The 26,641-nt window shown below is 74.3% G+C and carries 23 protein-coding genes and 1 tRNA gene; 12 read left to right on the top strand and 12 right to left on the bottom strand.

Annotated elements, in window-relative coordinates:
- The first annotated feature begins 70 nt into the window (after nt 1–70).
- The 3 genes from ACA361_RS31550 (at nt 71) to ACA361_RS31540 (ending at nt 3,018) form a co-directional block, all read left to right on the top strand.
- Nucleotides 71–1,669, top strand: a complete 1,599-nt coding sequence (locus ACA361_RS31550) for an ABC-F family ATP-binding cassette domain-containing protein (RefSeq protein WP_375018056.1) — start codon at nt 71–73, stop codon at nt 1,667–1,669.
- A 116-nt stretch (nt 1,670–1,785) separates the two neighbouring features.
- A complete protein-coding gene (locus ACA361_RS31545; RefSeq protein ID WP_018656527.1) occupies nt 1,786–1,998 on the top strand; it encodes a helix-turn-helix domain-containing protein in 213 nt (70 codons plus the stop codon).
- A 165-nt stretch (nt 1,999–2,163) separates the two neighbouring features.
- On the top strand, nt 2,164–3,018 hold the full coding sequence (locus tag ACA361_RS31540) for an enoyl-CoA hydratase/isomerase family protein (RefSeq protein WP_375018054.1): 855 nt from the start codon (nt 2,164–2,166) through the stop codon (nt 3,016–3,018).
- Between the two features lie 83 nt (nt 3,019–3,101).
- Here the strand turns inward: ACA361_RS31540 and ACA361_RS31535 are convergent, their stop codons facing one another.
- Nucleotides 3,102–5,030: a Xaa-Pro dipeptidyl-peptidase gene (locus ACA361_RS31535; protein WP_375018052.1), complete on the bottom strand. Its 1,929-nt coding sequence runs from the start codon at nt 5,028–5,030 to the stop codon at nt 3,102–3,104.
- A 219-nt stretch (nt 5,031–5,249) separates the two neighbouring features.
- Here ACA361_RS31535 and ACA361_RS31530 point away from each other — a divergent pair, with 219 nt between their 5' ends.
- Nucleotides 5,250–7,190 (top strand): ABC transporter ATP-binding protein, encoded by a 1,941-nt coding sequence (locus ACA361_RS31530; protein WP_375018267.1) that lies wholly within the window; start codon nt 5,250–5,252, stop codon nt 7,188–7,190.
- Nucleotides 7,191–7,337: 147 nt separating this feature from the next.
- On the top strand, nt 7,338–7,568 hold the full coding sequence (locus tag ACA361_RS31525; protein WP_375018051.1) for a hypothetical protein: 231 nt from the start codon (nt 7,338–7,340) through the stop codon (nt 7,566–7,568).
- Here the strand turns inward: ACA361_RS31525 and ACA361_RS31520 are convergent.
- Nucleotides 7,552–8,586 carry a sulfotransferase gene (locus ACA361_RS31520; RefSeq protein ID WP_375018049.1) on the bottom strand — a complete coding sequence of 345 codons (1,035 nt, stop codon included), beginning with the start codon at nt 8,584–8,586 and terminating at the stop codon, nt 7,552–7,554. The two genes, ACA361_RS31525 and ACA361_RS31520, sit on opposite strands and share 17 nt — an antisense overlap.
- Nucleotides 8,587–8,694: 108 nt before the next feature.
- On the opposite strand from ACA361_RS31520, the gene ACA361_RS31515 reads away from it, so the two are divergent.
- The 4 genes from ACA361_RS31515 to ACA361_RS31500 all read left to right on the top strand — a co-directional run bounded on the left by ACA361_RS31515 (nt 8,695) and on the right by ACA361_RS31500 (nt 12,839).
- The gene (locus tag ACA361_RS31515; RefSeq protein ID WP_375018047.1) at nt 8,695–9,459 is read left to right on the top strand and encodes an NAD-dependent deacetylase; all 765 of its coding nucleotides are present in this window, start codon (nt 8,695–8,697) and stop codon (nt 9,457–9,459) included.
- Nucleotides 9,460–9,587: 128 nt separating this feature from the next.
- The gene (locus tag ACA361_RS31510; protein ID WP_375018045.1) at nt 9,588–10,748 is read left to right on the top strand and encodes an LD-carboxypeptidase; all 1,161 of its coding nucleotides are present in this window, start codon (nt 9,588–9,590) and stop codon (nt 10,746–10,748) included.
- Entirely contained in the window at nt 10,745–11,635 is an 891-nt protein-coding gene (locus ACA361_RS31505; RefSeq protein WP_375018043.1) for a hypothetical protein, read from the top strand. The genes ACA361_RS31510 and ACA361_RS31505 overlap by 4 nt, the downstream gene beginning before the upstream one ends.
- A 1-nt stretch (nt 11,636) precedes the next feature.
- Nucleotides 11,637–12,839, top strand: a complete 1,203-nt coding sequence (locus ACA361_RS31500; RefSeq protein WP_375018041.1) for a glycerate kinase — start codon at nt 11,637–11,639, stop codon at nt 12,837–12,839.
- 2 nt (nt 12,840–12,841) lie between these two features.
- Here the strand turns inward: ACA361_RS31500 and ACA361_RS31495 are convergent, their stop codons facing one another.
- Nucleotides 12,842–13,489, bottom strand: coding sequence for a YitT family protein (locus tag ACA361_RS31495; protein ID WP_375018039.1), 648 nt, complete (start codon nt 13,487–13,489; stop codon nt 12,842–12,844).
- A 95-nt stretch (nt 13,490–13,584) separates the two neighbouring features.
- On the opposite strand from ACA361_RS31495, the gene ACA361_RS31490 reads away from it, so the two are divergent.
- Nucleotides 13,585–15,054 carry a PLP-dependent aminotransferase family protein gene (locus ACA361_RS31490; RefSeq protein ID WP_375018037.1) on the top strand — a complete coding sequence of 490 codons (1,470 nt, stop codon included), beginning with the start codon at nt 13,585–13,587 and terminating at the stop codon, nt 15,052–15,054.
- A gap of 6 nt (nt 15,055–15,060) precedes the next feature.
- On the opposite strand, the gene ACA361_RS31485 is transcribed toward ACA361_RS31490, so the two are convergent.
- The 8 genes from ACA361_RS31485 to ACA361_RS31450 form a co-directional block, all read right to left on the bottom strand.
- A complete protein-coding gene (locus ACA361_RS31485; RefSeq protein ID WP_375018035.1) occupies nt 15,061–15,495 on the bottom strand; it encodes a CBS domain-containing protein in 435 nt (144 codons plus the stop codon).
- 131 nt (nt 15,496–15,626) lie between these two features.
- Nucleotides 15,627–17,408: an SDR family oxidoreductase gene (locus tag ACA361_RS31480; RefSeq protein ID WP_375018033.1), complete on the bottom strand. Its 1,782-nt coding sequence runs from the start codon at nt 17,406–17,408 to the stop codon at nt 15,627–15,629.
- A gap of 52 nt (nt 17,409–17,460) precedes the next feature.
- Nucleotides 17,461–18,297, bottom strand: coding sequence for a M24 family metallopeptidase (locus ACA361_RS31475; protein WP_375018031.1), 837 nt, complete (start codon nt 18,295–18,297; stop codon nt 17,461–17,463).
- 100 nt (nt 18,298–18,397) lie between these two features.
- Entirely contained in the window at nt 18,398–19,336 is a 939-nt protein-coding gene (locus tag ACA361_RS31470; RefSeq protein WP_375018030.1) for a metal-dependent hydrolase, read from the bottom strand.
- A 179-nt stretch (nt 19,337–19,515) separates the two neighbouring features.
- Nucleotides 19,516–20,334, bottom strand: a complete 819-nt coding sequence (gene fdhD / locus ACA361_RS31465) for a formate dehydrogenase accessory sulfurtransferase FdhD (protein WP_375018028.1) — start codon at nt 20,332–20,334, stop codon at nt 19,516–19,518.
- A 34-nt stretch (nt 20,335–20,368) separates the two neighbouring features.
- The gene (locus ACA361_RS31460; protein ID WP_375018027.1) at nt 20,369–21,013 is read right to left on the bottom strand and encodes a trimeric intracellular cation channel family protein; all 645 of its coding nucleotides are present in this window, start codon (nt 21,011–21,013) and stop codon (nt 20,369–20,371) included.
- A 56-nt stretch (nt 21,014–21,069) separates the two neighbouring features.
- Nucleotides 21,070–21,165: transfer RNA gene (locus ACA361_RS31455), tRNA-Sec, on the bottom strand.
- Nucleotides 21,166–21,188: 23 nt separating this feature from the next.
- On the bottom strand, nt 21,189–23,048 hold the full coding sequence (locus ACA361_RS31450) for an AMP-dependent synthetase/ligase (protein WP_375018025.1): 1,860 nt from the start codon (nt 23,046–23,048) through the stop codon (nt 21,189–21,191).
- 290 nt (nt 23,049–23,338) lie between these two features.
- On the opposite strand from ACA361_RS31450, the gene selD reads away from it, so the two are divergent.
- Nucleotides 23,339–24,346, top strand: a complete 1,008-nt coding sequence (selD, locus tag ACA361_RS31445) for a selenide, water dikinase SelD (RefSeq protein WP_375018023.1) — start codon at nt 23,339–23,341, stop codon at nt 24,344–24,346.
- A 113-nt stretch (nt 24,347–24,459) separates the two neighbouring features.
- The gene (locus tag ACA361_RS31440; RefSeq protein WP_375018021.1) at nt 24,460–24,732 is read left to right on the top strand and encodes a GlsB/YeaQ/YmgE family stress response membrane protein; all 273 of its coding nucleotides are present in this window, start codon (nt 24,460–24,462) and stop codon (nt 24,730–24,732) included.
- A gap of 4 nt (nt 24,733–24,736) precedes the next feature.
- Here the strand turns inward: ACA361_RS31440 and ACA361_RS31435 are convergent, their stop codons facing one another.
- Nucleotides 24,737–26,623 (bottom strand): propionyl-CoA synthetase, encoded by a 1,887-nt coding sequence (locus ACA361_RS31435; RefSeq protein WP_375018019.1) that lies wholly within the window; start codon nt 26,621–26,623, stop codon nt 24,737–24,739.
- Nucleotides 26,624–26,641: the final 18 nt, after the last annotated feature.

The following is a 26,641-nucleotide window of genomic DNA, read 5'->3' as shown; positions in this document are numbered from 1 at the left end:
GGTCTCCGCCCCCCGCCCGCGCGAGGGCGCCGCCTGTCCGTCCGAGTCTCCGTCAGGGAAGCCCGTCACCGTGATCATTGCCAATGACATCGAGCTGCGCGCCGGATCCCGGCTGCTCATCGAGGCCGCCGCCTTCCGGGTCAACCCCGGCGACCGGGTGGGCCTCGTCGGGCGCAACGGCGCCGGCAAGACCACCCTCACCAAGGTCCTGGCCGGCGAGGCGCAGCCCGCGCAGGGCGGCGTCACCCGCTCCGGCACGGTCGGCTACCTGCCGCAGGACCCCCGCGGGGTCGACCTGGAGGAGCTGGCCCGCGACCGCATCCTGTCGGCCCGCGGCCTGGACGAGGTGATCCGGAAGCTGCGCGCCGCCGAGGAGGCGATGGCGACGACGACGGGCACCGAGCGTGACAAGGCCGTCCGCCGGTACGGCCGGCTGGAGGAGCGCCTGCACGTGCTCGGCGGCTACTCCGCCGAGGCCGAGGCGGCCTCCATCGCCTCCAGCCTGGGCCTGCCGGACCGGGTCATGACCCAGCCCCTCGGCACGCTGTCCGGCGGCCAGCGGCGCCGCGTGGAGCTGGCCAGGATCCTGTTCTCCGGCGCCGACACGCTGCTGCTGGACGAGCCCACCAACCACCTGGACGCCGACTCGATCGTCTGGCTGCGCGACTTCCTCAAGGGCCACCAGGGCGGCCTGGTGGTGATCAGCCACGATGTGGAGCTGCTGGACGCGGTGGTCAACCGGGTGTTCCACCTGGACGCCAACCGCAGCGTGATCGACATCTACAACGTCGGCTGGAAGAAGTACCTGGACCAGCGCGAGACCGACGAGCGGCGGCGCAAGCGCGAGTCGGCCAACGCCCACCGGCAGGCCGCCGCGCTGCTGTCGCAGGCCGACAAGATGCGGGCCAAGGCCACCAAGGCCAAGGCGGCCCAGCAGATGGACCGGCGCGCCCGGCAGCTGCTGGCCGGCGTCGAGGGTGAGCGGCAGGCCGACAAGGTCGCCAAGATCCGCTTCCCGGACCCGGCGCCGTGCGGCAAGACCCCGCTGACCGCCGAGGGGCTGTCCAAGTCGTACGGCTCGCTGGAGATCTTCACCGACGTCGACCTGGCGATCGACCGGGGCAGCCGGGTCGTGGTGCTGGGCCTCAACGGCGCCGGCAAGACGACCCTGCTGCGGATGCTGGCCGGGGTCGACAAGCCCGACACCGGCCAGGTGGTGGCCGGGCACGGCCTGCGCATCGGCTACTACGCCCAGGAGCACGAGCAGCTGGAGGTGGAGCGCTCGGTGCTGGAGAACATGCAGTCGGCGGCGCCCGGCCTCGCGCCGGTCGAGGTCCGCAAGATCCTCGGCTCGTTCCTGTTCTCCGGCGACGACGTCGAGAAGCCCGCGGGCGTGCTGTCCGGCGGCGAGAAGACCCGGCTGGCCCTGGCCATGCTGGTCGTCTCCAGCGCCAACGTGCTCCTCCTCGACGAGCCCACCAACAACCTCGACCCGGCCAGCCGGGCCGAGATCCTCGGCGCGCTCCGCACGTTCAAGGGGGCCATCGTGATGGTGACCCACGATGAGGGCGCGGTGGACGCGCTCAGCCCGGAAAGAGTGATTTTGCTGCCGGATGGTGTGGAAGACATCTGGAGTGATGAGTTTGCCGATCTGGTGGCACTTGCGTGACCTGCACCATGGCCCAGACAGATCTTTTCTGGCGGAGTGGGTAGCCGAACGAGCGGGAATGACTGATCATGGCGGGGGATAACGCAGCGGTCACCACATCACTACGGGAGGTACTCGTGGCCGAGACCCTCAAGAAGGGCACCCGCGTGACCGGTGCCGAGCGCGACAAGCTGGCGACGGAACTCAAGAAGAGGTACGACTCCGGCGAGAGCATCCGCGCCCTGGCAGCCGCCACCGGCCGCTCGTACGGTTTCATCCACCGGATTCTCACCGAATCCGGCGTCAACCTGCGCGGTCGCGGCGGCGCGACCCGCGGCAAGAAGTCCTGAACGGACGTCGACCCCCGGTAGAGCGCACCGCCTGACCCGCCGCCCGGCCGGCCGAGTAAGGTTCGGTCGCGGCGGCGGGCGGGCCGCGGGGAGGACCCCGTCCGCTCCGCCGCGCGGCCGGTGCGGGAACCGCACCGGCACGGAACGCGCGGAAGGGGAACGCGAATGGCGGACGTGAGGGCCGAGGAGCCGCGGCCGGAACCGGTCACGGCGCCGGGCTCGGGGCCGGCCGGGGAGGGGCCGGCCCTCGACCCGGCCGTGCCCGGCCTGGCGGAGGCGGGGCTGCGGCTGGACATCGACGGCGCGGTCGCGACCGTCACGCTGGACCGGCCGGAGCGCCGCAACGCCATGACGTTCGCGATGTGGCGGGGGCTGGCGGCCATCGGCCGGGGCCTGCCCGCGGACGTGCGCGTGGTCGTGCTGCGCGGGGCGGGCCCCTCGTTCTCGGCCGGCATCGACCTGAGCATGTTCTCCGGCGGCGCCGAGTCCTTCGGCGACGGCTCCGACGCCGCCGAGTCCGACCGCTTCATCGCCGAGCTGCAGGAGGGCTACACCTGGCTGCGCCGGCCCGACATCGTGACGGTCGCGGCCGTCCACGGGCACGCCATCGGCGGCGGGTTCCAGCTGGCGCTGGCCTGCGACATGCGGGTGATCGCCGACGACACGAAGTTCTGCATGAAGGAGCCCGCGCTGGGCCTGGTCCCGGACCTGACCGGCACCAAGCCGCTGGTCGAGGCCGTCGGCCTCCCGCGGGCCCTGGAGCTGTGCCTGACGGCCCGGACGGTCGGGGCCGAGGAGGCCGCCCGGCTCGGCCTGGCGGAGATCGTGGTGCCGCGCGAGGGCCTGGACGAGGCCGTCCGCGGCCTGGTCGAGGCCCTGCTGGCCGTCAACCCCGGCGCGGCCGCCGCGACCAAGCGGCTGCTGATGCAGGCCCCCGGCAACACGCTGGAGGAGCAGTGCGCGGCCGAGCGGCGGGAGCAGATCGGCCGGCTCCGCGAGATGTTCGCCGCGGGCTCCTGAGACAGCCTGTGACGGCCTGAGGTGAACGCAGAGCGCCCGCCGCCCTTGAGCGGGGCGGCGGGCGCCTGCGCGTCCGTACGGGATCAGCCGAGGGCCTCCCGGCCGTCCGCGCCCGCGAGCGGCAGCCACACCTTGCTGGTGCCGGGCTGGAGGGACAGCTTCGTCCCCGCCGGGTAGCGGAGCGTGTAGTCGTAGTCGGTGGACAGGACGATCACGCCGAGCCGGTGGCCGGGCTTGACGACGTAGTCGGTGGGCTCGAAGTCCCACCGGAAGTCGTACATCTTCCCGGCCTTGATCGGCTCGGTCCGGCTCGGGCTGTGCCGGTTGCGGGCGTCCAGCCAGCCGCGCGTGATGATCTTGTACGGGGCGGTCTCGGTCCGGTGCGCCTGCCGGGTCGTGCACCCGTCGTCGCCCGGCACGCCCTGGCCGTAGCAGACCCGCTCGCCGGTGTCGTAGCGGGCGCCGGTGGGCCGGGTGTCGGTGCCGTAGTCGACCAGCAGCGCGGTCAGGTACGGCGAGCGCCCGTCAAGCGAGGCGCGGACCGCGGCCTTCGGGATCCCGTTCACCCGGACGGCCTTCTTCAGCGCCGGGGTCAGGTAGGCCAGCCGGCCCGGATCGGCCTGGTCCTCGTTCACCAGGAGCTGCTCGGCGGTCCGGGTGCGCCCGGCGTCGGTCAGCGACTGGACGGGGCCGCGGCGGGGGAGGAGCGACAGCGAGCCGGGCTGGCTCCCGCCCGCTCCGGCGTTCAGGCTCAGCGGCACGTGCCGCGTCGCGGGAACCGGCCAGTCGCGCGCGGTCTCCCACCGCCCCGGTGCGCGCTCGACGTCGACCCGCGGCTCCTTGGTGATGCCGTTGTCGATGCCGTACAGCCAGTGGTCGAACCAGTGGTGGGTCTGCCGCAGCCACTCCTCCAGCCGCCAGCGGAACGGCGTCGCGTGGCTGGCCTGGTGCAGCCACAGCTTGCGCGGCACGCCCGCCTTCTTCAGGGCGTTCCACCACTGGACGGAGTTCTTGACCTTGACGTTCCAGTCGTTGAGGCCGTGCACGACCATCACCGCGGCCCTGACCTTGCGGGCGTCCCCGACGTAGTCGCGCTCGGCCCAGATCCTGCTGTAGTCGCCGGTCACGCGGTCCTGGACGGCCGTGATGTCGTCGATCACCTGCTTGCAGACCTCGGGGTTCTGCCGGGTCAGGACGACCTTGGCCAGGATGTCGAGGTCCTCGCCCTGGAAGCCGCCGGGCGCCACGACGCCGCCGTTGGCGCGGTAGTAGTCGTACCAGCTGGAGATCGCCGCGACCGGCACGATCGCCTTGAGGCCCTCGACGCCGCTGGCGGCCGCCATGTTGGGCAGCGTGCCGTTGTACGACTGCCCGATCATGCCGACGTTCCCGGTGGACCAGTCCGCCCTGACCGGCGTGCCGTCGGGCGCCCAGCCGCGGGCGCGGCCGTTCAGCCAGTCGACGGCGGCCTTCGTCCCGGCCTGCTCGTCGCGGTCGCCGGACGTCGGGCAGCCGGTGGAGCCGCCGGTGCCGATGCTGTCGAGGTTGGCGATGGCGTACCCGCGGGGCAGGAAGTAGTTGTCGTAGTAGCCGGGGAAGATGTCGGCCAGGTTCCGCTGGACGGCGCCCTGCCCGCGGGTCTGGGCGCCGTCGACGTCGACGGGGTAGAGCGGGATGTCGTGCGTTCCCGCCCAGTACGGGCTGGGCTCCAGGATGGTGGGCACCTTGAGGCCCCGGTCCGTCTCCTTCGGCCGCATGATCCGCATCTGGACGCGGTCGCGGACCCCGTCGCGGTCGCTGTCGGCCGTAGTCTCGATCATGACGGTCTGGGTGACGGCGTCCGCGCGGGAGAAGACCGGCTGGGTCTCGCCGTTCTCGACCCTGATCCCGGCGGGGGACGGGGCGGCGGGCGGGGCGTGCGGTGCCGCGCCGGCCGGGAGTGCGGTGGTGGCGAGCAGCGCGGCGGCGAGGGTGATCGCGCCGGCGCCGCCTCGGGTGAGTCTTCGGATCACGAGGGGCTCCCGATGGTGACGAGCCTGACGATGTTGATCACTTGTACCCCCGTACCGCGGGGCCGTCCAGGCGATCGCCCGGAACCGGCCTCGGGCCGGGCGGTTACGCCGTGAGCGGACCGGGGAAGCGGGCGGCGGCCGGGAGCGTTCCAGCGGGCGGACACTGAGATGCTTACTTGATTACGGGTGAGACGGGACGACACGGAGGCCGCAGTGGGGATGCCGGGAACGCCGGGCAACGGCTGGCAGGTGATGGCCTCGTTCCGCCGGGACGGGTCGGTCACGCAGCAGAAGCTCAAGCCGGGAACGGTGCGGCGGATCGCGGGCTACGCCCGCCCCTACGTGCGCGAGCTGGTGCTGTTCCTGGCGCTGAACTCGCTCGCCGCGGTGATCGTCGTGGCCAACCCGCTGCTGCTGAAGGCGATCATCGACCGCGGCATCGTGCCGGAGCGGCACGACCTGGTGGTCTGGCTGGCCGTCGCGGTGGCGGGGCTGGCGCTGGTGGAGGCCGTCCTCGGCCTGGCCCAGCGGTGGTACTCGGCCCGGGTCGGCGAGGGGCTGATCTACGACCTGCGGACGCAGGTGTTCGGGCACGTGCAGCGCCAGCCGGTCGCGTTCTTCATGCGGGCGCAGACGGGCTCGCTGGTGAGCCGCCTCAACAACGACGTGATCGGGGCGCAGCGCGCGCTGACCACCACGCTGTCCTCGGTGGTCTCCAACGTGATCAGCCTGGTGCTGGTGCTGGTCACGATGATGGTCCTGTCGTGGCAGGTGACGCTGATCGCGCTGCTGCTCCTGCCGGTGTTCATCCTCCCGGCCAAGTGGGTCGGCAAGCGGCTGTCGCGGATCAGCCGCGAGCAGATGCAGCTGGACGCCGAGATGAGCTCGCTGATGACCGAGCGCTTCAACGTCGCCGGCGCGATGCTCGCCAAGCTGTACGGGCGGCCCGCCGAGGAGGAGGAGAACTTCTCCCAGCGCGCCGCCCGCGTCCGCGACATCGGCGTCATCGCGGCGATGTACGGCCGGATCTTCTTCACCGCGCTGACCCTGGTCGCGGCGCTGGCCACGGCCATGGTGTACGGCGTGGGCGGCTTCCTGGTCGTCGACGGCAACTTCCAGCTCGGCACCCTGGTCGCGCTGGCGACGCTGCTCACCCGGATGTACGGGCCGCTGACCGCGCTGTCCAACGTCCACGTGGACGTCATGACCGCGCTGGTGAGCTTCGACCGGGTCTTCGAGGTGCTGGACCTCAAGCCCCTCATCGACGACAAGGACGGTGCCGAGCGCCTCGGCACGGCCGCGGCCGCGGGCGCGGGCGTCGCGCTGGAGAAGAAGAGCGCCCCGGCTGTGGAGTTCGACGACGTCCACTTCGCCTACCCGTCGGCGGAGGAGGTCTCGCTGGCCTCGCTGGAGTCGATCGCCCGCCCCGACACCGCGCCCGGCCGCGAGGTGCTGCACGGGATCTCGTTCACCGCGGCGCCCGGCTCGCTGGTCGCGCTGGTGGGGCCGTCCGGGGCGGGCAAGTCCACGATCACCCACCTGGTCTCGCGGCTGTACGACGTGTCCGGCGGTGCCGTCCGGATCGGCGGGCAGGACGTCCGGGACGTCACGCTGGAGTCGCTGCGCGACCAGGTCGGCGTGGTGAGCCAGGACGCCCACCTGTTCCACGACACGATCCGCGTCAACATGCGCTACGCCCGCCCGGACGCCACCGACGAGGAGATCCAGGCCGCGCTGGAGGCCGCGCAGATCGGCGGGCTGGTGGAGGACATGCCCGAGGGCCTGGACACGGTCGTGGGCGACCGCGGCTACCGGCTGTCGGGCGGCGAGAAGCAGCGGCTGGCGATCGCCCGGCTGCTGCTCAAGGCCCCCTCGGTGGTGGTCCTGGACGAGGCGACCGCGCATCTGGACTCCGAGTCCGAGGCGGCCGTCCAGCGGGCGCTGCGCACGGCGCTGGCGGGCCGCACCTCGCTGGTGATCGCGCACCGGCTGTCGACGATCCGGGAGGCCGACCAGATCCTGGTGATCGAGGACGGCCGGGTGGCCGAGCGCGGCCGCCACGAGGAGCTGCTGCTCCAGGGCGGGCTGTACGCCGAGCTCTACCGGACCCAGTTCGCCCGGCAGGACGGCGACCCGGTCGCCGAGCGCCAGCTGAACTGATCGCCGGTTTCCGCCGGAATCGGCCGTCCTCCGGGGGCCGGATGCGGTTTCCTTGTCCTTTCTCCGCGCGCGGGGGGCCGGCCACCCGCCCGCCACCCCCCCGCGTCACAGTGAGTGGAGGGCGTCATCGGAGGAGAGGGAGCCAGGGTGCGTGCGACGATCACCCCCGTGCCCCAGGCGGCACGGGCGGCACGGGTGGCAAGGGACGGCGTGGCGAGGACCGGGGCGGGCGCCGGCGCCGTCCGGCGCGGGATCGTGAGCAGCGGGCCGGCCCGCTACACGGTGCTGCTGGTGGGGCTCGGCGCCGCCGGGCTGGCCATCGGCTGGCTCGGGCCGGAGGTCGCGGCGTCGTCGGCGGCGGTCATCCGGCGCCGCTGAGCCGGTAGCCGAGCCGCTCCAGCTCGGTGCCGGCGATCCGCTCGACCTGCTCCAGCTGGCGCGTCGTGAGGCGCCCGCCGGGCCGCGGCGCGTCGCCGTCCCGCTCGTTCCGGCGGGAGTCGCCCTTGCGCAGGTCGGGCAGCCGCAGGTCGGGGATCAGCCGCTCGGGGAGCCGCAGCTCCGGCCGGCGCGGCTCCCCGCGCGGCTCGCCGGCGGCCTCGCGGACCAGGCTGGCCAGCGCCAGCTTGGAGATCTGCGAGCCGAGGTACTCCGACACCTCGTCGGCGATCGGGCCCGGCCGCCGGACCAGGTCCTCGTACCGGACGGTCATCAGCTGCTCCTCGGGCGTCTGCGCGCGCAGCCGGGCGCTGAGCCGGACCGACCCGCGCCAGCGCAGCGCGCACTTGACCGCGGCCGCCGCGCGCGGCCAGCGGGCCCGCTCGACGACCTCCTCGACGCCGAGGAACGGGTTGGGGAACACCTCGTCCAGGTTGGTGAGGCCGGGCTTGAACCAGGCCAGGCAGCGCTCGTCGTCCAGCATGTCGGCGACCACGTCCCGGCCGTCCCTGATCACCTGCAGCAGCTGGGCGTCGGGGAAGGCGTCCAGCAGCACGTCGGCGCTGTAGATCAGGTCGGGGGAGGCGTCGCCGAAGCGGTCGACGCCGCGCGGCTCCACGCAGCTGGCGTCCCCGGCCTCCGGCGGCCGGAGCCCGGCCGCCTCCCAGCACTCGGCGCGGCATCCGGCGCAGCCGGCGCCGGACATCTGCCAGGCTTCGGCGTAGGCGTCGCGGAGCACCCGGGCGGCGCCGCGGCCGCGCTCGGTGGCGATCGAGGGCCGCTGGGCGAACGCGTAGACCATCTGGAGCACCCCCGGCCGCCCGATGGTCAGGTGGAACCCGGCGGAGCGCTTCACGGCGCGGGCGAGCAGGTCCGCGCCGGAGTGCGGGGAGCCCAGGACGAAGACCGGCCTGCGGACCTTCGTCCCGTTGATCACCAGGATGTGCGGCGTTGCCTTCATACCAGCGCCCAGTCTCTCACTTCAGTGCCGGTGAGCGTTCCCTGTCACCGCCCACTCCCACCAGGTTAATCGGAGCAGACTAGGGCGTTCCGGTCTTAGCCTGGGACCATGACCGCGACGACACTGGCCGCGCTGCTTCCCGAAGTGGGGACGTTCACCGTGCTGACCGGCGCCGGGATCAGCACCGACAGCGGGATCCCCGACTTCCGCGGCCCGCAGGGCGTGTGGACCAAGGACCCCGCCGCCGAGGCGATGTCCACGATCGGGTCATATCTCGCCGATCCCGAGGTCAGGCGGCGCGCCTGGCGGTCCCGCCTCGACCACGCCGCCTGGGACGCCGAGCCGAACGCCGCGCACGCCGCGCTGGTGGAGCTGGAGCGGGCCGGCCGGCTGCGCGGCCTGATCACCCAGAACATCGACGGGCTGCACCAGAAGGCCGGTTCCGGCGCCGGGCTGGTGATCGAGATCCACGGCACCATGCGCGACGCCGAGTGCCTGGCCTGCGGCCTGATCACCCCGATGCCCGAGGTGCTGGCCCGGGTGGACGCCGGCGAGGAGGACCCGCCGTGCGCCGAGTGCGGCGGCCTGCAGAAGTCGGCGACGATCTCGTTCGGGCAGGCGCTCAAGGAGGACGTCCTGGACGCGGCGGTGGACGCCGCCCGGTCCTGCGACCTGTTCCTGGCCGTGGGCACCTCGCTGACCGTCCAGCCCGCCGCCGGGCTCTGCCTGGAGGCGGTCGAGGCCGGCGCCCGGCTGGTGATCATCAATGCCCAGCCGACCCCGTACGATGAGCTGGCCGACGCGGTGCTGCGCACGCCCATCGGGGAGGCGCTGCCCCGGCTGGTCGGGCTGGCGCTCGGCACCCGGCGGTGAGCCCGCCGGGGTCGCCCGGGAGTGGCGGAGGCCACGGTCCGTCCTCGGGTCGTGACCGGCGCCCCCTTCCGTTGCGGCCGCAATCCTGACAAGCTCTATCCGTTGCGGTGCGAGGAGGGATCGGGTTGGTGAGCGGGGTCGCCCGCGCGGGGGCAGAGGACGACCGCCGGAGCGTGTCCGACCGGCCACTTGACCGTACGCCCGGAAGCCTGTCCGAGGCCCGGCCGGACCCGGTCGCGGGCCCGGACGCGGCGCCGCGCCGGTTCGCCCGGCTGCGCCCGGGGGACCGGGTGGCGGTGATCGCGCCCAGCGGGCCGGTGGATCCGGTCCGCCTCAAGGCCGGCTGCGATGTCCTGCGCGACCTGGGGCTGGAGGTGACCGTCGGCGAGCACGCGCTCGACCGCGTCCCGCTGGGCCCGCCAGGGGTCACTGAGGGCAGCGAGGGCACTGAGGGCGCGGGCTGGCAGCGGCTCGCGGGCGAGGACGCCGACCGGGCCGCCGACCTGGTGGCCGCCTGGTGCGATCCGGAGGTCCGCGCGGTGCTGTGCGCGCGCGGCGGGTACGGCGCCACCCGGCTGCTCGGGCTGATCGACTGGGACAAGATCATCGAAGCCGGGCGCGGGACCGCTCCAAAGATCCTGCACGGATCCAGCGACGTCACGGCCCTGCACGCGGCCTTCGCGAGGCGGCTCGGGATCACCACCTCGTTCGGCCCGATGACGGTCGGCGAGCTGCTCGCCGAGGGCGCGGGTGAGCGGGAGCAGGCGCTCCGGCACCTCCGCGCGGTCCTGTTCGGCCCGGAGGCGGGCGAGGACGGGACCGGCGCCACCGACTTGACGGGCGACCGCGTCCTGCGCGCCGGGCGCGCCGAGGGCCTCCTGACGGGCGGCACGCTCGCCCTGCTGGCGGCGCTGCTCGGCACCCCGGACGCGCCGCCGCCCGCCGCGGGCCGCATCGTCTTCCTGGAGGACGTCGGCGAGGCCCCGTACCGCATCGACCGCATGCTCACCCAGCTGCTGCGGGCGGGCTGGTTCGACGGGGCGGCCGGGATCGTCCTCGGGCCCTGGCACGACTGCGGCGACCCCGCCGAGCTGGACGCCGTCGTCGCCGGGCGGCTCGGGCCGCTCGGCGTGCCGATCCTGGCCGGCGTCCCGGCCGGGCACGGGCCCCGCCAGCTCACGCTGGAACTGGGCGCCCCGTACCGGCTCGACACCGGGACGCTGACGCTGGCCGGGCCGCCACCGCCCGGGTCCGACAGGGCGGACGGGCCCAGGGGAGGTCTGCGATGAGCGGGCGGCACGCGCGCCGGGACGACGTCGACGACGGCAGCCTCGACTCGCTGCTGGTGCTGGTGGCCGAGAGCCTCGGCTACGCCTCGCGGCGGGTCCCCGGCGACGTCATGCTGCTGGAGGGCGCCAACCGGCTGCACGTGAGCATGCGCAACCTGCGCCAGCTGGCCCGGCTGGTGCCGCGCGACGACTGGCCCGCGCTGGTCTCCGACCACGTCACCACGATCGTCACCGCGATCGAGGAGCCCCTCGACCTCAGCGACTTCGACCTCGCCCAGCACCTGCTGCGCACCCGCATCTACCCGGCCGAGGCCGACAACGGCATCCTCGCCGCGCGCCCGTTCGCGCCCGGCCTGATCGAGGTCGTGGTGGTCGACACGCCCACCACCGTGCGGACCGTCACCACCGACGAGATGGAGGGCTGGCCGGTCTCCGGCGACGCCCTGTTCATGCTCGGCCGCGCCAACGTCCGCGCCGACGGGCCGCTCCAGCTCGACGAGCAGGACCTGGGCGGCGTGCGGATGGCCGTGCTGCACGGCTGGACGTTCTACGCCGTCACCCACCTGGCCTGGCTGGACGAGTACCTGCCGATCGGGCCGTACGGCGCGCTGGTGATCGCGCCCAACCGCAGCCTGATCGTGGCGCACCCGATCCAGCCGGTGGAGGGCGGCCCGCGGGCCCGCTACCGCGCCGCGGCCGCCGCCGCGCGGGAGCTCCAGGGGCAGGCCCACCACGCCTACGAGGACGGCCCCGGCTCGCTGAGCCCGTACCTGTACTGGTGGCGCGCGGGCGAGCTGTCCCTGTTGGAGACGCGGTACGAGGGCGACACGCTCGTCCTGCCGCCGGAACTGACCTCGGTCCTGACCACGCTCACCGCCGAGCCCTGACATGGAGCCGGTCCGGACGACCCGCCTCGTCGTCGCGCCCGACTCGTTCAAGGGCTGCCTCGGCGCCGTCGAGGTGTGCGCCGCCGTGGAGGAGGGCGCGCTGCGGGCCCTGCCGGGGGCCGATGTCGTCGCGGTGCCGCTGGGCGACGGCGGCGAGGGGACGCTCGACTGCTTTTTGGCCGCGCTCGGCGGCCAGGAGATGGTGCTGACGGCCGCCGACCCGCTGGGCCGCCCGGTGCGGGCCCGCTACGGCCTGTCCGCGGACGCCCGCTCGGCGGTGGTGGAGCTGGCGTCGGCGTCCGGCCTGCCGCTGGTCGCCGACGTCGAGGACACCGTTGACGCCGCGGGCACCGCGTCCGCCGCCTCCGCCTCTTCCTCCACGCCGCTGCGTGCGAGCACGGGCGGCACCGGGGAGCTGATCGCCGACGCGGTCGGCCGCGGCGCCCGCGAGGTCCTGGTCTGCGTCGGCGGCAGCGCCGCCACCGACGGCGGCACCGGCCTGCTGCGCGCCCTGGGCGTGCGCTTCCTGGACGCCGCCGGCAAGGAGCTGCCGCCCGGCGGCGGCGCGCTGGCGGCGCTGGCCGCGATCGACGACTCGGACGTCCCGGCGGCCGTCCGGGAGACCCGCTTCCGGGTCGCCTGCGACGTGACCGCGCCCCTGGTGGGCCCGGCGGGCGCGGCCGCGGTCCTCGGGCCGCAGGCGGGCGCCTCCCCCGGCCAGGTCGCCGAGCTGGACGCCGCCCTGGGCCGGTACGCCGACGTCCTGGCCGCGCACACCGGGGTCCGGGTGCACGACCTGCCGGGCGCCGGCGCGGCCGGGGGCGCCTGCGGCGGCCTGGTGGCGCTGCTCGGCGCCGAGCCGGCGAGCGGCGCCGAGCTGGTCGCCGGCACCGTCGGGCTGGCGGCCGCGCTGGAGGGCGCCGCGCTCGTCCTCACCGGCGAGGGCCGGCTGGACGGCCGGAGCGCCGGCGGCAGGGTCGTCTCGGTCGTGGCCGCGCTGGCCCGCGAGCGCGGCGTCCCGGCGGTCGCGCTGGCCGGCGGGATCGCCGGCCCTCCGGACACCCTGCACGCCCTGCACGCTTCGGGCCTGACCGCCGCCTTCAGCATCGCCGACGGCGCCCGCACCCTGGACGAGCTGACCGGGTCGGCCGCGCCGATGCTGGCGGACCTGGCCGAGCAGGTCGTCCGCCTCCGCTTCGGCTGACGTCAGGTCGCGGCGGGCTCCGGCTCGGGTGCCGGGGACGCCTCGGGCGCGGCCTCGGGCTCGGGCTCGGGCTTCTTGATCTCCAGCATCGGCAGGAAGACGTGGGCGAGCGGGCCGATCGCCAGCGCGTACAGCACGGTGCCGACGCCGACCGTGCCGCCCAGCAGCCAGCCGACCGCGAGGACGGCCAGCTCGATCCCGGTCCGCACGACGCGGATCGAGTGGCCGCGCGCCGCCAGCCCGGTCATCAGCCCGTCGCGGGGGCCGGGCCCCAGCCCGGCGCCGATGTAGCAGCCGGTGGCGATGCCGCCCGCGAGGACGGCCGTCACGAGGTAGGCCCAGCGGACGCCGGTGGAGCCGGGATCGGGCAGCAGCCACAGGAACAGGTCGGCGAACGCGCCGACGAGCAGCACGTTGCTGATCGTCCCGAGGCCGGGACGCTGCCGCAGCGGGATCCAGGCCAGCATGACCACGGCCCCGGCGATGATGATCCACAACCCGATGGAGAGGCCGAAGCGCCGCGCCAGCCCCTCGTGGAACACGTCCCAGGGGTCGTTGCCGAGCGTCGAGGACACCTGCAGTGCGATGCCGAGACCGTAGAGGGCCAATCCCGCGTACAGCTGGAAAAGCCTGCGAGCCATCAGGGCCATTTATGTTCTTCCTTCAGCGTCATCTGGCAAGACGTGACCAGTCTGGCTCGCGGTGGTCTGGTCGTTGTAGGGCCAATTATGAGAAAGTGGCCTTTATGAGTACGCGTTACGTGAGCGGCGCGCAGCTGGCCCGGCTGCTCGGCGACGTCCCGCAGGAGCGCCCGTACAACGCCGCCCTCGCGCGGGCGGTGCGCTCGCTCGTCCTGGACGGCCGGCTGGCGCTGCGCACGCGGCTGCCCGCCGAACGCGATCTGGCGGCCGCCCTCGGGGTCAGCCGCACGACGGTGACCGCCGCCTACGACCGGCTCCGCGACGAGGGCTACATCGCCAGCCGGCGGGGCGCCGGGAGCTGGACGGCTCTGCCGCGGACCAGCATGTCGCGCCCCCCGGCCGCGCCCCGCGCCGGGACGGCCGGGGCCCGGTTCGGGATGGCGCACGCGCCCGGCGACGCGCGGTTCATCGACCTGGGCTGCGCGACCCCGGGCGCGCCCTCGATGTTCGAGCAGGCGGTGGCCGCGGCGGTCGCCGAGCTGCCGCGGCACAGCGCAGGGCCGGGGTACGAGCCCGCCGGGGTGGCCGAGCTGCGGGAGACGATCGCCGACCGGTACGCCGAGCGCGGCGTGCCGACCCGGCCCGACCAGATCGTCGTGACGACCGGCGCGCAGCAGGCGTTCACGCTGCTGACCCAGACCATGGTGGAGCCGGGCGCGCCGGTGCTGGTCGAGCGGCCCACCTACCCGCACGCGCTCGGCGCGCTGCGCCGCACCGGCGCGCGGCTCGTCCCCGCCGGGGTGAACGAGGGGTGGGACGTCGAGCTGATCGCCGGGAGCATGCGGCAGACCGCGGTACGGCTCGCCTACACCGTCGCCGACTTCCACAACCCGACGGGCGCGCTGATGGGCGAGGACGACCGCGCGGCGCTGGTGGACGCGGCCCGCCGCGCCGACGCGCTGCTGGTGGCCGACGAGACGTTCGCCGAGCTGGCGCACGACCCGGCCGCGCCGCTTCCCGCGCCGATGGCCGCGTTCGACACCGGCGGCCGGGTGATCAGCATCGGCTCGGCGTCGAAGCTGCTGTGGGGCGGCCTGCGGATCGGCTGGATCCGCGCCACGGCCCCGCTGGCCCGCCGCCTGATCGTGGCGCGCGAGCCGCTGGACATGGCGAGCCCGGTGCTGGACCAGCTGATCGTGCGGGAGCTGCTGCTGCGCGTGGAGGAGGTGCGCGCGGAACGGGCCGCCGCCCTGCTGCGCGGCCGGGACGCGCTCGCCGCGGCGCTGCGGGAGCTGCTCCCCGGCTGGGACTTCACGCTGCCCGAGGGCGGCATGTCCCTGTGGGTGCGGCTGGGCGCCCCGGTGGCGACGCTGCTGACCGAGGCGGCCGAGCGGCACGGCGTGCGCGTGGTGCCCGGGCCGGTGTTCGGCGCCGACGGCGTGCTGGAGGACTACGTGCGGCTGCCGTACGTGCTGCCGCCCGAGACGCTGCGCGACGCCGTCGCCAGGCTGGCCCTGGCCTACCGGGAGGTGGAGTCGGCCCCGCTCTCCCGGCCGCTGCCCGCGTACGTGTAGGGGAGGTCAGGGGGCGCGCTGGATGTAGTCGACGAGGTACTCGCGCTCGCTCTCCAGCTCGTCGATGGTGCTCTTGACGACGTCGCCGATGCTCACGATGCCGGCCAGCCGGCCGGCCTCGACGACGGGCAGGTGCCGGATGCGGTGCTCGGTCATGGTGCGGCGCAGGTCGTCGACGTCGGCGCCCGGCTCGCAGGTGCGGACCTCGGCGGTCATGATCTCCGCGACGGGCCGGCCGAGGAGCCCGGCGCCGTGCTCGTGCAGCTTGCGGACCACGTCGCGCTCGGACGCGATCCCGGCGATGGCCGCGCCGTCGGGGGAGACGACGACGGCGCCGACGTTGTGCTCGGACAGGGTGGCCAGCAGGTCCCGTACGGTCGAGTCGGGACGCACGGTGGCCACCGCCGTCCCTTTCCTACGCAGGATGTCGCGGATCCTCATGTGCTCACGCTCCCGGTGCCGGTTCGGAGGCCGCCCGGGAAGGGCCGCGGTGGGCCGTGCGCCGGGCTCTTGCTGCCAAGGTCGCATGTTCCGGCGGGCGGGGGAAGCCCCGGAGGCGAACGTCCCGCCGTTCAGCCGATGTCGAGGCGCGCGAGCAGCCGCATCAGCCGGGGGGACAGCCGCGAGCCCGCGTAGCCGAGGGCGGCCTCCGGCGTGACGGGGACCAGCGCCCGGTCCCTGCGGACGGCGGTCACGATCCGCTCGGCGACGCCCTCGGGTTCGAACCCGCGCAGCGCGTACGCCCGCGCCGCCCGCCGCCGGCTATCCTCCTGCCCCTCCGCGCCCGTGCCGACGAACGTCGACGCGCGCGTGATGCCGGTGTTCACCACGCCCGGGCAGATCGCGCTGACGCCGATGCCCTTGCCGGCCAGGTCGGCGCGCAGGCACTCGGTGAGCATCAGCACGGCCGCCTTGCTGGTGGCGTACGCGGGCAGGGCGCGCGAGGGCGTGAACGCGGCGGCCGAGGCGGTGTTGACGATGTGGCCGCCCTGGCCGTGCTCGGCCATCTGCGCCGCGAACAGCCGGGAGCCGTGGATGACGCCCCAGAGGTTGACGTCCAGGGCGCGCTTCCAGTCCTCGGCCGAGTGCTCCAGGAACGGCCCGGCCATGCCGATGCCGGCGTTGTTGACGACGATCTCGGGGACGCCGTGCTCGTGCAGGACGGACTTGGCGAAGTCCTCCATCGCGTCCGCGTCGGCGACGTCCACCCGGAACGCGTGCCCGGCGGGGCCGACCAGCCCGGCCAGGTCCGCGGTGCGCTGCGCGGCCGCCGGGTCGATGTCGGCGGCGACGACCTCCGCGCCGCGCTCGGCGAACGCCAGCGCCGTCGCGCGGCCGATGCCGCCGCCCGCGCCGGTGACCACGACGAGCGAGCCCTCGAACGGGCGCCGGTCCCGGGCGGCGCGGGCGCGGCGCAGCGCGCGGGACTCGGCCGCGGTGAGGGTGCCGCCGTCGGCGGCGGTGGCGTGCTCGGCGATCCAGCGGGCGACCACGTCCGGGTGGCTGCGCGGCACCCAGTGCCCGGCCCTGATCGGCCGCAGCGACAGGTTCGGGACCCGGTCCGCCAGCCCGCCGACCAGGTGCGGCGAGACGAACGGGTCCCGGGTCGGGACGATCACCTGGGTCGGGACGTCCGTGCGCCGGTCGCGCGGCCGCCGCAGCCGTTCCAGCATGTTGGCGCGGTACAGGCCGACCCCGGCCGCGCCGTCGCGGCCCAGCGTGCGCGCGGGGTGGCCGGGGCGGGGCCGCACGCCCTCGCCGAGCTCCAGGGCGCGGGCGAACGGCCGGGCCAGCCCGGCCCGCCACAGCGTCTCCGGCAGCAGCGGCGTCTGGAAGAAGTAGATGTACCAGGAGCGCGCGCCCTGCCCGGCCGCGCGCCTGAGGTTGCGGGGCGTCGGCCGGGTCAGGCCGCGCCGGGTCCACCGCGCCACGTGGTCCAGGCAGGGGCCCGAGATCGAGGTGAACGAGGCGAACCGCTCCGGCATCGTGCAAGCCGCCTCCCACGCCTGGATGGAGCCCCAGTCGTGCCCGACGAGATGCACCCGGCGGCCGGGCGCGGTGGCGTCGAGGACGGCCCGCATGTCGGCCATCAGCCGGTCGAAGCCGTACTCCCGGCGCCCGTACGGCCTTGAGGAGGCCCCCGCGCCCCTCACGTCGTACCGCACCACGTGGAAGCGCGCCTCCAGCCGCTCGGCGACCTCGTCCCACACCGCGTGGGTGTCGGGATAGCCGTGGACGAGCAGCACCGTGGGGCGTGCCGTGCCCGTTCCCGCCTCGTCCCGCCCCGGGGCCCCCTGCTCGTAGACGGCCAGGTCCACGCCGTCGCCCCTGACCCGCCGCGCCGCGCCGCTCATGCCCGGTGCTCCCCTCGCTCGTGTGCCGCCCGTGCCCGTCCCGCCCGGGCCTTCACTTCCGCCCGCTCCAGCGCCGCACGTGGGGCAGGTCGTCGTCGAGCCAGTACGCGTCGTCCTCGGTCACCACGAGGATCTCCTCGAACTTCACGCCCACGCCGCGGAAGGCGATGTGCGGCTCGACGGCCCACAGCCCCGGCGTCGGGGGATGGGCGGACTGCTTCGCGCCGTTCCACAGCGGGGAGCGGCCCTCGAGCCGCTCCTTCACCAGCTCGCGGCCTATCGTCTGCAGGAACCGGACGCCGAACGGGAAGCCGACGCCCTTGGGCAGCGGCCCGCCGATGATCCCGACCTGGTGGCCGATGACGCGGCCCGGGTACTTGCGGTGCCGGTTGTCGTACCCCTGCCGCTCGATGAGCGCGTCCACCTCGGCGTAGATCGCGGCGAACGTCCGCCGCTCGCGCACCAGGTCCAGGATGAGCGTCCGGTACGCGGCGAGATCGGCGTCGACCCGGTCCCAGACGCGGTTCTCGCCCAGGACGCCGCCGTACCCGATGTCGGCGGAGTGGCCGCGCTTCACGGGCGCCATGTCGAGGATGTACGGCATGCCCTCTTCCAGTCGCCGGTGGCTCGGCAGGAACTGGGTGGGCACCCGGAAGCCGCGGAAGGCGGTACGGTCGCCGAACCAGGCGAACGGCGTGTGCAGCCAGTCGTCCACGCCCCGGCCGCGCAGCCACCGGCGCATGCGGCGGCACGCCTCGCGCTCGGTCACCCCGGGTTCGAGCCCGGCGGCGACGTCGGCGGCGCACTCGTAGCTCAGGCGCTGGACCTCGCGGAACCGGTCGAGTTCGGCGGGATCGCCGGTCCGGGCGAGCGTGACGTTATTGGACACGGTGTTAATTAAGCGCCTGCGGCCCGTCCTGGTCAAGTCGCGCCGAAGGTGACGCTCACCACGCGCACACGGTCCGACCGTACTCGGACGGCGTGCGCCTCTAGTACGGGTCGTACCCGGCGGCCCGCGCGGCGGGAGAGCGCGTCAGGTACTCCAGGGCGCGCGCCGTCGAGCAGATCTGCGAGGGGTGGTGCGAGGGGCGCAGGTACACCGGGGCCTCGCCGAGCAGCAGCCGGAAGATCCCCGGGACGTGGCCCTCGCGCACCGAGCGGCGGTACGCGCGCACGACGCGGTACAGCGTGATCCGCTTCCCGATCGACGGGTCCTGCTTGAGCAGGAAGAGCGAGCCGCCGATCAGCGCCCAGTACAGGAAGAACAGCGAGACGACCCAGGCCAGCACGCGGGTGGGGTAGCGGCCGCCCATCGCGCGGTAGACGTCGAAGACGACCGACCGGTGCTCGACCTCCTCGGCGCCGTGCCAGCGCAGCAGGTCGAGCATGGTGGGGTCGGCGCCGGCCGCGTCCAGCCGGTCGTTGTCCATGATCCACTGGCCGAGCACGGCGGTGTAGTGCTCGATGGCGGCCACCGCCGCCAGCTCGAAGCGCAGCCGCCGGCGCCACCTGCGCGGCGAGCGCTCCTTGAGCGCGGCCATCCGCGCCGGCCGCTCGGCGTTGCCCCGCCCGGCCGGGCCGGTGATCGCGGTGACGTCGATGCCCGCGGCCTCCAGCAGCCGGTCCAGGACGCCCTGGTGGGAGCGGGCGTGCACCATCTCCTGGCCGATGAAGCCCTTGATCTCCCGCAGCAGCCGGGCGTCCCGGATGTGGGGGCGGGCGTCCTTGACGCACTGGATGAACCACTTCTCGCCCTCGGGCAGGACGATGTGGAAGCTGTTGATGATGTGGGTGGCGACGGGGTCGCCCGGGATCCAGTGCAGCGGCGTCTGCGCCCAGTCGAAGGAGACCCGGCGCGTCCTGATCGGCGGATGCCGCTCGTCCACGTCCGGGCCGGTCCGGTGCTGAGCGGCGGGGGGCCTCGCCATTCCGATCCTCTCGTCCGTCCGAAGCCGGGGCGTCCCGATCCGGGCGGAGAGTGATCATGTCCGCGCGGCCGGTGTCCGGGACAGTGAACCCGCGCGCGTGCGGCTTTTCTTGAGAGGCGGCCGACAAGGGGGCCGCGCCGTTTTCGTCACGAGGTGAGCATCCGCCCCGATCGCGCCGGTCAGGAGGGGGTCACGATCCGGTGGGCGCCGGTGTAGACGTTCATCGTCTCCCCGCGCAGGAAGCCGACCAGCGTCATCCCGGCGTCCTCGGCCAGCTCGGCGGCCAGCGAGGACGGCGCCGAGACCGCGGCGAGCACCGGTATCCCCGCCTGCATCGCCTTCTGGGTCAGCTCGAACGACGCGCGCCCGCTGACCATGAGGACATGGCCGGCCAGCGGCGGCAGCCCCTTGTTCAGCGCCCATCCGACGACCTTGTCGACGGCGTTGTGGCGGCCGACGTCCTCGCGCAGCACCAGCAGCTCGCCGTTCCCGTCGAAGAGCCCGGCCGCGTGCAGGCCGCCGGTCCGGTCGAAGACGCGCTGCGCCGCGCGCAGCCGCTCCGGGAGCGCGGCGAGCGTCGCGGCGCTCAGCCGCAGGCCGTCCGCGGCGATGTCGTACGGGCGGCTCACCCGGAGCGCTTCGATGCTGGACTTGCCGCACACGCCGCACGCGCTGGTGGTGGTGAACGCGCGCGCCATCAGGTCGCCGGGGAGCTCGACGCCCTCGGCCAGCGCCACGTCCAGCGTGTTCTGCTCGGCGGTGTCGGCGCAGTAGCGCATGGCGACCACGTCGTCGGAGCGGCCGATGATCCCCTCGGCGGCCAGGAACCCGGCGACCAGGTCGAAGTCGTCGCCCGGGGTGCGCATGGTGATCGTCAGCGGCCGGCCGGCGACCCGGATCTCCAGCGGCTCCTCGACGGCGAGGGTGTCGGGCCTGCGTCCCCGCACGCCGGTCGTGCTCAGCCGCAGGACCGGCCTGCGCACGGTGACTCGCCCCATGCCATGACCGTACCCCGTTTCGCGCGGGACCGGCTCACCCGTCGGCGGGCGAGGCGCCGTGCCGCTCGTCGCGGCGGCGCGGGGTCCGCCAGCCGTACCGCATCGCCAGCGCCCGCAGCCCGAACGCCAGCACCGCCCCGGCCACCACGACCGGGCCGTGCGGCCAGTACGGGTACGCGACCGCGACCACCGCCGCGCCGAGCAGCGCGGGCAGCGCGTACAGCTGCCGGTCCGACAGCACGGCCGGGATCTCGCCGCTCAGGACGTCGCGCACGATGCCGCCGCCGATCGCGGTCACGACGCCCAGCACCGCCGAGTGCAGCGGCGACAGGCCGTGGTCCAGCGCCTTGACCGTCCCGGTCGCGCAGAACAGCCCGAGGCCGGCCGCGTCGAACAGCATCACCCCGGGCAGCAGCCGCGCCACCTGCGGATGCCAGAAGAACACCAGCATGGCCGCGATGAGCGGGGTCAGCACGTACCCCAGGCTGGTGAACGCGGCCGGCGGGCCGTCGTCGATGACCAGGTCGCGCAGGATCCCCCCGCCCAGCCCGGTGATCTCGGCCAGCACCACCATGCCGACCACGTCCAGCCGCTTGCGCGCCGCCGCCAGCGCGCCCGAGATCGCGAACACGAAGATCCCCGCCAGGTCCAGCAGCCCGGCGACCTCCATGCCGCTCATGATCCAAGCGTACGCGCGGCGCCCGGACCGGCGGCGGAGCGGGGCGGGGAGGCGCGTGGCGGAGGCGTGCGGGAATCGAACCCGCCGTCCCGAGATGCTCGGGACCCTCGGTGTTGAAGACCGGGAAGGCCACCAGGCGCTCTCCCGCCTCCGCCGCGAGCCTAGGGCATGGAGATCATGCGCTGTAGAGGGTGTCGATCGCGTCGTTGTACTTGGTGTGGACGATCCGGCGCTTCAGCTTGAGCGTGGGGGTCAGCTCCTCGCTCTCGGCGGTCCACTCGGCGGGCAGCAGCCGCCACTTCTTGACCTGCTGGACGCGGGCGAGGCGGGCGTTGGCGTCCTCGACGGCCTTGCCGACCTCCTCCAGGACCAGCGGGTGCTCGGCCAGTGCCGCCAGGTCGGTGGTGTCGATCCCGTGCGCGGCGGCCCAGACCGGCGCGACCTCGCCGTCCAGGGTGATCAGCGCGACCACGTAGGGGCGGCGGTCGCCGTAGGCCAGCGCCTGGCCGATCAGCGGGTGCTCCTTGAGGTGGTTCTCGATCAGCGACGGGGCGATGTTCTCGCCGCCGGCGGTGATGATCAGCTCCTTCTTGCGGTCGACGACGCGCAGGAAGCCGTCCTCGTCGAGCACGCCGATGTCGCCGGTGCGCACCCAGCCGTCGGAGTCGATCAGGTCGGCGGTCGCGTCCGGCCGGTTGAGGTAGCCGGGCGTGCAGGTGGCGCCGCGCACCATGATCTCGCCGTCCTCGCCCAGCTTCAGCTCGACGCCGGGGAACGCCCGGCCGACGGTGCCGAGCTTGAACGAGTCGGCGAGGTTGGCGGTGATCGCGCCGGTGGTCTCGGTCATCCCGTACGCGTCGAAGATCTTCAGGCCGAGCCCTGCGAAGAAGCGGGCCACCTCCTCCGGCAGCGGCGCGGCGGCGCTGGACGCCTGCTGCACGCGGTCGAGGCCGAGCAGCGCCCGCATCGGCGTCAGCACGGCCGCGTCCATCCGCGCGAACTCCTCGGCCAGCTCGGGCGGGGTGGCGTTGCCGTACTCCTGGCTGGTCACGTACCGGCGGCCGACGTCCAGCGCGTGCGCGACCGCGGCCTTCTTCGCCTCGTCCTGCTCGCCGGCCAGCACCGCCTGGATGCCCGCCATGATCTTCTCCCAGACCCGCGGCACGCCGAAGAACGAGTGCGGCCGCACGGCGGCGAGCGCGGCGGTCAGCTGCGCGGGGTCGGGGCAGAAGTGGACGTGCGAGGCCAGCCGGATGGGCAGGTAGTAGCTCAGCACGCGGTCGGCGATGTGCGCGAACGGCAGGTAGGACACGCCGCTGGGGTGGTCGGGGAGGACCGAGCTGCGCTTCACCAGCGCGGCCTCGTGCAGCACCATCGAGTGGGTGATCCGCACGCCCTTGGGGTTGCCGGTCGTCCCCGAGGTGTAGAGCAGCGTGACGGTGTCGTCGGGGGAGATCGCCTCGGTGCGGCGGTCGATCTCGGCGGCGCCGGCCGCGTCGGCCAGCCGCTCGCGGCCGAGCTCGGTGAACGCGTCCCAGCTCAGGAAGCGGTCGTCGCCGGCGGGGACGGCCGCGGCGTCCACCACGATGATCTTGCGCAGCTCGGGCAGCCGGTCCAGCGCGGGCAGCCAGCGGTCGAGCTGGTCGCGGCCGTCCAGCACCGCGTACCGGGCGGCGCAGTCGGCGGCGACGAAAGCGATCTGGTCGGCGGCCAGCGTGGCGTACACCGTGGTCGGGACGCCGCCGGCGTGCACGGCGCCGAGGTCGGCCAGCACGTGCTCGGAGCGGTTGGGCATCATCAGCGCCACGAAGTCGCCGGGGGCCAGCCCCAGCGCCGCGAACCCGGCGGCCGTCTCGCGCGCCCGCCGGCGCACGTCCGCCCAGGTCAGCGTGTTCCACTCGGTGCCCGCCCGGTCGGAGTAGGCCGGCCGGCCGCCGTGCTCCGCCACGGTGGCGGCCAGCGCGCCGGGGATCGTCAGTCCCGCCAGCTCGCGCGCCAGCTCCGCCCGGACCTGCTGAATCTCCGCCTCGCCCATTCGCGCCCCTATCCGTTCCGGTTCCGGTACGTCGCGCACCCATGAGAAGTAAGTGCGCACTTGCGTGAGGGGTATCGCACCATGTCCGGGCGCGGCCCGGCAAGCCCCCGGCGTGGATCACCGAAGGTTTCCGCCGCGGGTGCGAGCATCGGGGGCATGATGTGGCCACGGGGTAATCGGATCGTCGCGGACGGCGCATTGATCGCCGGGGGGCGATCTGGGATAGATTTTCCAAGGTGACCCGCTTGCCCGGTTTGTCCTCTCAGTCGGCCAAGTCGGCCGCGCCTTCCATGTCCTCCGCGGCTTCCGCGCCGTCCGGGGTGCGGCTCACCCAGTACGCGCACGGCGGCGGCTGCGCCTGCAAGATCCCGCCGGGCGAGCTGGAGCGCGTGGTGGCCGGGCTGGCCGGCCCCGCCGGCACCGGGGACCTGGTCGTCGGCGGCGAGGACGGCGACGACGCGGCGGTGCTGCGCATCGGCGACGGCCGCGCGATCGTGTCGACCGCCGACTTCTTCACCCCGGTCGTCGACGACCCGTACGACTGGGGCCGGATCGCCGCGGCCAACGCGCTCTCCGACGTCTACGCGGTCGGCGGCGAGCCGGTGATGGCCCTGAACCTGCTGGGCTGGCCGCGCGACGCGCTGCCCGCCGAGCTGGCCCGCGAGGTGCTGCGCGGCGGCCGCGACGTGGCCGCCGCCGCGGGCTGCCCGATCGCCGGCGGGCACAGCATCGACGACCCCGAGCCCAAGTACGGGCTGGCGGTCACCGGCACCGCCGACCCGGACCGGCTGCTGCGGCTGGACGCCGCCGAGCCCGGCCTGCCGCTGTCGCTGACCAAGCCGCTGGGGATCGGCGTCCTCAACGCCCGGCACAAGGCCACCGGCGAGGTGTTCGGCGAGGCGGTCGCGACGATGACCGAGCTGAACGCCGCCGCCGCCCGGCGCGCCCTGGACTGCGGCGTCCGCTGCGCCACCGACGTGACCGGCTTCGGGCTGCTCGGCCACCTGTACAAGCTGGCCCGCGCGGGCGGCGTCACCGCGGCCGTCGACGCCGCCGCCGTCCCGTACCTGGACGGCGCCCGGCAGGCCGTCCGGGACGGCTTCGTGCCCGGCGGGACGCGCCGCAACCTGTCCTGGGTCGCACCGCACACCGGCTTCGGCCGGATCGCCGAGGAGGAGCGGCTGCTGCTGGCCGACGCGCAGACGTCCGGCGGGCTGCTGATCGCGGGCGAGATCCCCGGCGGGACGGTCATCGGCGAGCTGCTGCCGCGCGGCCGGCACGCCCTCGTCGTACGCTGACATTCCCGGTACATCACCGCACGTCGTGTCATTGATCCCCACGCTGGGTATTGCCACCGTGACGGAACCGCGGGGAGCGCGGGACCGCCATCCTCATGACCGAAGGAGCGGACATGACCATCGGGGGAATCATCACCGCGATCATCTTCGGCGCGATCATCGGTGCGCTGGGGCGGCTGATCGTGCCCGGCAAGCAGAACATGTCGATCTGGCTCACCGTGCTGGTCGGCATCGTCGCCGCCTTCGCCGGGACCGGACTGGCCCACCTGTTCGGGCTGAAGACCGAAGGCTGGAACTTCTGGGAGACGATCTTCCAGGTCGCGGCGGCGGTGATCGGGGTGTGGCTGGTCGCCGCGCTGTGGCCGAAGAAGACCGGAACCCACTAGGCGCCTAGGGCGCGGGTGCGCGCAGGATCGGGCGCAGCTCCTCCAGGACGGCCGGATCCTCGATCGTCGACGGCACCGGGACCTCCCGGCCGTCGGCGATGCCGCGCATCGCGCCGCGCAGGATCTTCCCGGACCGCGTCTTCGGCAGGCCCGGCACCACCGCGACCTCCTTGATCGCGGCGACCGGGCCGATCTGCTCGCGGACCATGCGCACCAGCTCCTCGCGCAGCTCGGCCGGATCGATCTCGGCGCCGCTCTTCAGCACCACGAAGCCGCGCGGCACCTGGCCCTTCAGCGGGTCGGCGACGCCGATCACCGCGCACTCGGCCACCGCCGGATGCGCCGCGATCACCTCCTCCATCGCGCCGGTCGACAGCCGGTGCCCGGCCACGTTGATCACGTCGTCGGTACGGCCCATCACCCACACGTAGCCGTCCTCGTCGACATGGCCGCCGTCGCCGGTCAGGTAGTGGCCCGGATGGCGGGACAGGTACGACTCCACGAAGCGCTCGTCGTCCTGCCACAGCGTCGCGAGGTTGCCGGGCGGCAGCGGCAGCCGCACCACGATGTCGCCGTCGGTCCCGGGGGCGGCCGGGGCGCCGCCCGGATCGAGCACGCGGACGTCGTACCCGGGGACCGGCACCGACGGCGAGCCCGGCTTGACCGGCAGCGGCTCCAGCCCGCGCGGGTTCGCCACCATCGGCCAGCCGCTCTCGGTCTGCCACCAGTGGTCGATCACCGGCCGGTCCAGGATCCGCGACGCCCACCGGTAGGTCTCCGGGTCCAGCCGCTCGCCGGCCAGGAACAGCGTGTCGAGCGCCGACAGGTCGTGCCCGGCGAGCAGCTCCCCGTCCGGGTCCATCTTCTTGATCGCGCGGATGGCCGTGGGCGCGGTGAACAGCGCCTTCACCCGGTGCTGCGCCGCCACCCGCCAGAACGCGCCGGCGTCCGGGGTGCCGACCGGCTTGCCCTCGTACAGGACGGTCGTGCAGCCGGTGAGCAGCGGCGCGTACACGATGTAGGAGTGGCCGACCACCCAGCCGACGTCGGAGGCGGCCCAGAAGACGTCGCCGGGGCCGACGCCGTACACGTTCTCCAAGGACCAGCGCAGCGCCACCGCGTGCCCGCCGTTGTCGCGCACGACGCCCTTGGGGCGGCCCGTGGTGCCGGAGGTGTACAGGATGTAGAGCGGGTCGGTCGCGGCCACCGGCACGCACCCGGCGGCCGGCGCGCCCGCCACGGCCTCGTCCCACTCGACGTCGCGCGCCGGGTCCAGGTCGGCGTGCAGCTGCGGGCGCTGCCGGATCACGCACCGGTCGACCTTGTGCGAGGCCAGCTCCAGCGCCTGGTCGAGCAGCGGCTTGTACGGGACGACCCGGTCGCCCTCGATGCCGCAGGACGCCGACACCACCGCCTTCGGCCGGGCGTCGTCGATGCGGACCGCCAGCTCCTTGGCCGCGAAGCCGCCGAAGACCACCGAGTGGACCGCGCCGAGCCGCGCGCAGGCCAGCATCGCGATCACCGCCTCCGGCACCATCGGCAGGTAGATCACCACCCGGTCGCCGCGCTCGACGCCCTGCGCCCGCAGCGCCCCGGCGAACCGCGCCACCAGCCCGGTCAGCTCCCGGTAGGTGTAGGTGCGGACGGTGCCGGTGACCGGGCTGTCGTAGATCAGCGCGGCCTGCTCGCCGCGCCCCTCCTCCACATGCCGGTCCAGGGCGTTGTCGCAGGTGTTGAGCTCACCGCCGGTGAACCAGCGGTAGAACGGCGGCGCGCCGTCGTCCAGCACCCGGTCGGGCGGGACGAGCCAGCGGACGTCCCGGGCCGCCAGCCCCCAGAAACGGGTCGGGTCGGCGATGCTGCGTTCGTACGCGGCGGCGTAGGCGCCCATCTGCTTCCTCCGGAGCGG

This window comes from Actinomadura sp. 21ATH (genome assembly GCF_041951345.1).
Lineage (GTDB): Bacteria > Actinomycetota > Actinomycetes > Streptosporangiales > Streptosporangiaceae > Spirillospora.
The sequence above is the reverse complement of the archived record's forward strand: the minus strand, read 5'-3'. Positions and strand labels throughout refer to the sequence as shown.

Coding starts and splice junctions, on each gene's coding strand:
- ACA361_RS31520 (WP_375018049.1), bottom strand. CDS start 8,586: ATGAAGGCAACGCCGCACATCCTGGTGATCAACGGGACGAAGGTCCGC.
- ACA361_RS31500 (WP_375018041.1), top strand. CDS start 11,637: ATGGAGCCGGTCCGGACGACCCGCCTCGTCGTCGCGCCCGACTCGTTC.
- selD (WP_375018023.1), top strand. CDS start 23,339: ATGTCCTCCGCGGCTTCCGCGCCGTCCGGGGTGCGGCTCACCCAGTAC.
- ACA361_RS31450 (WP_375018025.1), bottom strand. CDS start 23,048: ATGGGCGAGGCGGAGATTCAGCAGGTCCGGGCGGAGCTGGCGCGCGAG.
- ACA361_RS31460 (WP_375018027.1), bottom strand. CDS start 21,013: ATGAGCGGCATGGAGGTCGCCGGGCTGCTGGACCTGGCGGGGATCTTC.
- ACA361_RS31435 (WP_375018019.1), bottom strand. CDS start 26,623: ATGGGCGCCTACGCCGCCGCGTACGAACGCAGCATCGCCGACCCGACC.
- ACA361_RS31530 (WP_375018267.1), top strand. CDS start 5,250: ATGCCGGGAACGCCGGGCAACGGCTGGCAGGTGATGGCCTCGTTCCGC.
- ACA361_RS31485 (WP_375018035.1), bottom strand. CDS start 15,495: ATGAGGATCCGCGACATCCTGCGTAGGAAAGGGACGGCGGTGGCCACC.
- ACA361_RS31495 (WP_375018039.1), bottom strand. CDS start 13,489: ATGGCCCTGATGGCTCGCAGGCTTTTCCAGCTGTACGCGGGATTGGCC.
- ACA361_RS31540 (WP_375018054.1), top strand. CDS start 2,164: ATGGCGGACGTGAGGGCCGAGGAGCCGCGGCCGGAACCGGTCACGGCG.
- ACA361_RS31440 (WP_375018021.1), top strand. CDS start 24,460: ATGACCATCGGGGGAATCATCACCGCGATCATCTTCGGCGCGATCATC.
- ACA361_RS31515 (WP_375018047.1), top strand. CDS start 8,695: ATGACCGCGACGACACTGGCCGCGCTGCTTCCCGAAGTGGGGACGTTC.
- ACA361_RS31505 (WP_375018043.1), top strand. CDS start 10,745: ATGAGCGGGCGGCACGCGCGCCGGGACGACGTCGACGACGGCAGCCTC.
- ACA361_RS31490 (WP_375018037.1), top strand. CDS start 13,585: ATGAGTACGCGTTACGTGAGCGGCGCGCAGCTGGCCCGGCTGCTCGGC.
- ACA361_RS31480 (WP_375018033.1), bottom strand. CDS start 17,408: ATGAGCGGCGCGGCGCGGCGGGTCAGGGGCGACGGCGTGGACCTGGCC.
- fdhD (WP_375018028.1), bottom strand. CDS start 20,334: ATGGGGCGAGTCACCGTGCGCAGGCCGGTCCTGCGGCTGAGCACGACC.
- ACA361_RS31470 (WP_375018030.1), bottom strand. CDS start 19,336: ATGGCGAGGCCCCCCGCCGCTCAGCACCGGACCGGCCCGGACGTGGAC.